At 57.6% G+C, this 4654-nt stretch carries 4 protein-coding genes; all 4 read right to left on the minus strand.

The genetic code is table 11. The features are described from left to right. Window positions 1-405: 405 nt before the first annotated feature. The gene (locus ACFPPB_RS20045; RefSeq protein ID WP_377330389.1) at window positions 406-2154 is read right to left on the minus strand and encodes an asparagine synthase-related protein; all 1749 of its coding nucleotides are present in this window, start codon (window positions 2152-2154) and stop codon (window positions 406-408) included. Continuing rightward, complete coding sequence (locus ACFPPB_RS20050) at window positions 2154-2882, minus strand: lasso peptide biosynthesis B2 protein (protein ID WP_377330391.1); 729 nt, start codon at window positions 2880-2882, stop codon at window positions 2154-2156. Before ACFPPB_RS20050 ends, ACFPPB_RS20045 begins: the two co-directional genes overlap by 1 nt. Further along, window positions 2879-3019, minus strand: a complete 141-nt coding sequence (locus ACFPPB_RS20055) for a benenodin family lasso peptide (RefSeq protein ID WP_377330393.1) — start codon at window positions 3017-3019, stop codon at window positions 2879-2881. The genes ACFPPB_RS20050 and ACFPPB_RS20055 overlap by 4 nt, the downstream gene beginning before the upstream one ends. A 352-nt stretch (window positions 3020-3371) precedes the next feature. Next, window positions 3372-4244 (minus strand): S1 family peptidase, encoded by an 873-nt coding sequence (locus ACFPPB_RS20060; protein ID WP_377330395.1) that lies wholly within the window; start codon window positions 4242-4244, stop codon window positions 3372-3374. Window positions 4245-4654 lie beyond the last annotated feature (410 nt).

Raw genomic sequence — 4654 nt, forward strand, 5'->3', positions numbered from 1 at the left:
CCTTTCTGAAACTGCACCCTATTCATCGCCATGACTCACACTCCCGTCGAGAACATGGCTTCAGCATCCCTCGCTGCCGTCGCACATCATGCGACTTGCAACTGAGGTTCGACGCTAATCAGGTCCGACAATGTCAGCACATTCGTCGTTCTCGCTCGATCCAACGCTGGCCAGCGACGTCTCCTCGCTTTGAGTAGCAGTCGGTTTTAGAGTCAGGGTGCCTACACAACACAGCGTGGTCCTCGGAGCATGCCGGAATATTGCTGAGTCATCGCCGAAATCTGCACCCAGCGCCTTTGCAGATCGAAGTGCTGCGGGGGAAGGCGCTGGATGATTGGCATCTTCCGTCGAAGGGCGCCTCCCGTTTGCGCGGGAATGAGGCACGGCCAGCCGATCCGATCTTCGCTATGGCTGATGGCGTACCCAGTTTTCGACCATGCACAAATCGAACATTCTCAGAAAGGTTCGATCGCGCGTCGGCAACGGCTTTGAAAAAAAGATGCTGATGGCGCGTGTGTCCAGAAGACCTTGCGACCTGAGGCGGCCTGACAGCAGGAAGTCTTCGATCTGATGCTTGTTCCGTTCATACAGGGCGCCCAGGTAGCTCATGTAGGTCGCCTTGCTTTGTCGGTTCACGACGTCGGGTGGCAAGAGGTCGGAAAATGCTGTTCGTGCGACCGCACGATTCCTGCCACCGGCGATCCACATCCAGCTCGGTGCGCGGAGGCAGGCCTCCATGACAGGTTGTGACAGCAGTGGGAACCGCATAGGTTTACTGGATCCGCGTGCTGCCTGGCTCTCGAAGAGCTGGTTCCCAGCCAGATCGAATATTCGCTCCCTGTCGCCCGGTAACGCGTGTGCGGGAGCCATGAACCACGGATGCGTTTCCCGCTCCACAGTTTTCATGTCTGGCGCGAGGAATGAGGAATCTTCATGGTACGGCGATGGCGGCGGCCGCCGAAGCTTGGAGAGGGTAAGGCGGCTGGCCTTCCAGAGCGTGCATTGATGCAAACTGGCCAGGTCATTCACTGCGGTGATGGCAGCCCCGAGGCCAAGGGTTGTCCACGCATCCGCACCGGGTGCCGCTGTGCGGAGATAGCAGAACACCGAGTCACCGCCCCCTCCCGAGTAATAAGCGGTGGCGCCATGGCGTTCGGCAGCGGCCTCCATAGTTTCGTTCACTGCATACTGTAACGGTCCCATTGCGGGAATTACGGAGTCGGGAGGTGGCGTGAAGTCGAAGCGTGCCTTATCGAAGTCCAAGTATTCGGTGTGGAGTTCGACGCCGAGCTGCGTAGCCATCTGGCGCGCATACTGCCGCTCGTCCACGCCTGGAACCGGAGTAACCAAGTTGTGGCAGATGATGCGTGAATGGCTATTTCGAAGGCACGCTGCGACGATGGAAGAGTCCAGTCCCCCGGACAGCTCCAAGAGTATGGATTGATCCGTATCTGTCCATGCGCGAACGGCGCTCGCGACGGCATGACGGATCTGGGCTGCGGCATCGTGTGGGTTGCGATAGCGGTGTTCGGGAGCGACGAAATCCCAAGGCGACCACGCTTGCCGGACTGAGATGTCGGTGCCACTTGTACTCAATGAACATCCAGGTAGCAACTCGATAAGATCGGCGAGTCCGGTGCGCTTTGTCTTGATACCGGGGTACCTTAGTCGATGCCTCATGAAGTCCCAGTCGATCTGCTTCCGATAGAGATGGGCTTCGATTGCCAGGGAAATGTCTGACGTCAGGAAACCAGAACCATCTCTGATGGAATAGATGCAAGGAAGATTGCCAGCGGCGGATGGGGCACGCGTTATCGTAAAGGCGCCGGGACCTCGTGGGTCGGGCTGGATAATGAGGTAGGCGCCCCAATAGGTTTCAAGGATGTGCTTTCGAATTTGAGTTTGATCTGAGTGTTCCGGAAGTCTTGCGCTCTCATCGATCGTGATTCCGTCTTGCGTAAACAGATGACCGATGAGAATCCCGCCACCTGGTAATAACAGCGCAGGCATATCTTCCGTGCCGAACAATGTCATGTCGCCCGACGTGTAGCGGACGCGCATGCACATCGCGTTCATCGTGTTAACCAAGTGAGGGAATGTCTCACCGACATCCCCTCCGGCGGGGGCTAGGAGAGCCATGTAACCGTTGTTCATCAGATCACCCTTATGGGCGTATGGGTTAACGCGTGCCCAAGGGCATCGTTCAGAACCAAGGCGCCGTGCTGTACCCAGCAATGTGCGGAGAACGGGTCTGCCGCGATGCCGAAGACGAGAGCGGCGTGAAGCTCGCGCTTGGCCAGGAACCGAACCATCGCGATGGAATCGAGCAGGCAGCATGTATTGATCGGGACGTACAGGCGCGCGCTGCGGAAGGCAGCGGCCGCTTCCAAAACCAGGGATTGGCCATGACGGGATGTCGAAGGCCGGGACGTCCGCTGGCTACGAAGGGCTAAAAGTCCGTCGAGGGTCTTCTTCAGGCCGCGGGTTTTCAATTGCAGCTGCGTCGAGCAGACGATCGCCAAGGTATCAAGCACTACGCTGATGCTGGTCCGCTCGGTATGAGCGGCTTCTTCCATTGCGCTTCGCGTTGGGGTTTTCGGGAAGCATGACAATGCGTGATCGGAGTTGCCCGATCCGTCGATCAGTATCTTTCGGTCGATCAATCTCCGAATGCTGCTTTCCGGGCCGTCGCCGCCGTTCAGGTAAGTGACCAGGGCAGACTCCAGGCACTCGGCGAGGCGAAAGTAGCGATCGTTTTGGATGTCGAGAAAGATCAGGTGACCATCGACCGTGCAGTAGGACAGTTCGTCATTGAGTCTTAGCTGGGTCATTAGCATCACTCCAGACAAAAGGCGCGCCTTTCGGCGCGCCTCGTTGGTCATGCATCGGAGATGCCGTTGAGCGGAGCTTCGCCGAAGTTCTCGGTGATTCCGGCGGGCCCTTTGGTCTCGACACTGGCGACGCCGAGCTCGATGACATCGTCCTGCGCGTTGTTGCGGATGTTCTCGTTCGTGTTCATTTCAGTCTCCTGCGGTTGCGTCATGGCAGTCCCATGACGCGGGCAGCGTAGGAGTCGGAATTTTTAATTATCAAATAATTTTTGCGTAATTATCTGATAATTATTCCAGGAGCGTGATGGTCGTCTCGCCATGCCAGGCTCTGCTTCGAAGCCTCTTCGGTCGACCGCGGGCACCGCGGAACTCGATCACCTGAACCAACCGTCTGTGAACGTGTCACCGCACACTGATCGGCTTCGAATCCGGCGGCCGCAACCGGCAACTTTGGGACAGTCACTGCCTATATCTCGTTGTCCCAGAGCGGACGTTCAGCGCTGGAGTTGAGCGGCGGCGACGCCGGCCAGATTGATTTGCCTACTTCGACGCAGACGAGGTACGGGTCGCTGCTTGAGCAGAAATCGCGCCTTCTATCCATTGGATGTAGCTTGAGATGCGAACGCCGTACACGATTTCGCCGTAGAGGCCCTCCTGGAATGGGCGGCCCGGAGAATATTTTTTCCAGAATGGGTGGCCCGGCGGATATTTGCTCCAAGAGGCCAGACCGACGAGTTGCTTTGAACTCCCATCCCCGATGAGCAAGGGACCGCCACTGTCACCGCTCCCCGTGATGCCTTCAAGCGGCAGAGCGGATGACGGAGGGTCGAATCGATACCAAACATAGCGCGCGTCGGTGCCGACAACGACATTGAAGGCACGGCGCAGGACAGTGCGATGCGAGCTGTGGGGATCCTGGCCGTCGACGCCATTGCCACTGGCTCCTTTGCCTGCAAGCTCTACCGTCATGCCCACCTCTTTGTCCCCGCGATAGAGAGGCACGGGAGTTACATCCGTTACCGGCGATGCAAGTTCAATAAGCGCGATATCGTCGGACGAAGCGAGAAATGCATACACCTTGGACAGGTCGCCGGATGCCAAGGCCTCCTTGATAAGCTTCTCAGGCAACCTCTTGTAACCGGGATACGTGATGACACGTTTGACGCTGCGTCCCACACCGCCGATAGATACTTCACCTTCCATGCCTTGCATTTGCATGGGCGCTGCGTGAGCTGCGGTCACGACCCACTGAGGTGCAATCAGGACGCCGTGTCCCTCACCAGGCATGTCGACCAGCGCGGGGAATGCCGAAGCCGGAACTCGATACTTGGCATCAGCAACGTCGCTACGAATCACAACTGCGTTGGCCGTCGCTGAGATTGCAAACAGCACCAAGAGAAGATGGCGTCTCATTGTGTATCCCTGTGACTAAAAGGAAGCCCGCAAGGGCCGCGGCTGGAATTCAATAGCTTCGAGACTTCGGTCGATTTGAGTCGGCCGGCATCGCGTGTAGTTCGTCTATTCCATAGAATTATCACCGCGCATTCAAGAACGATCTCGATGAAAAGGATTTGATCGGGATCAACTTCTTGCGCGAGCCAAGGCAGTCCGAGTCTTCCGTGGTTCAACGCGCCTCCCCATCACTCACGTGCAGGCGGTAGTCGCTCTTCAACCGCAGATGCCGTCCATCCCATGTCTTTCCCGCAACACGATGACCCACGAGAGCACTGGATCGGAGGCTGCCTAGTGATGAAGGTCGTCGCTGCGGTCATTCAGCAACGCCACGATGCTCGGGACGAGTTGCTTCCGGCGTTCGTGATAGT

This window comes from Rhodanobacter terrae, from assembly GCF_042657005.1.
GTDB lineage: Bacteria > Pseudomonadota > Gammaproteobacteria > Xanthomonadales > Rhodanobacteraceae > Rhodanobacter > Rhodanobacter terrae.

Excerpts from the sequence above, each read along its gene's own strand:
- ACFPPB_RS20060 (WP_377330395.1), bottom strand. The coding sequence starts at position 4,244 with ATGAGACGCCATCTTCTCTTGGTGCTGTTTGCAATCTCAGCGACGGCC.
- ACFPPB_RS20055 (WP_377330393.1), bottom strand. The coding sequence starts at position 3,019 with ATGAACACGAACGAGAACATCCGCAACAACGCGCAGGACGATGTCATC.
- ACFPPB_RS20045 (WP_377330389.1), bottom strand. The coding sequence starts at position 2,154 with ATGAACAACGGTTACATGGCTCTCCTAGCCCCCGCCGGAGGGGATGTC.
- ACFPPB_RS20050 (WP_377330391.1), bottom strand. The coding sequence starts at position 2,882 with ATGACCAACGAGGCGCGCCGAAAGGCGCGCCTTTTGTCTGGAGTGATG.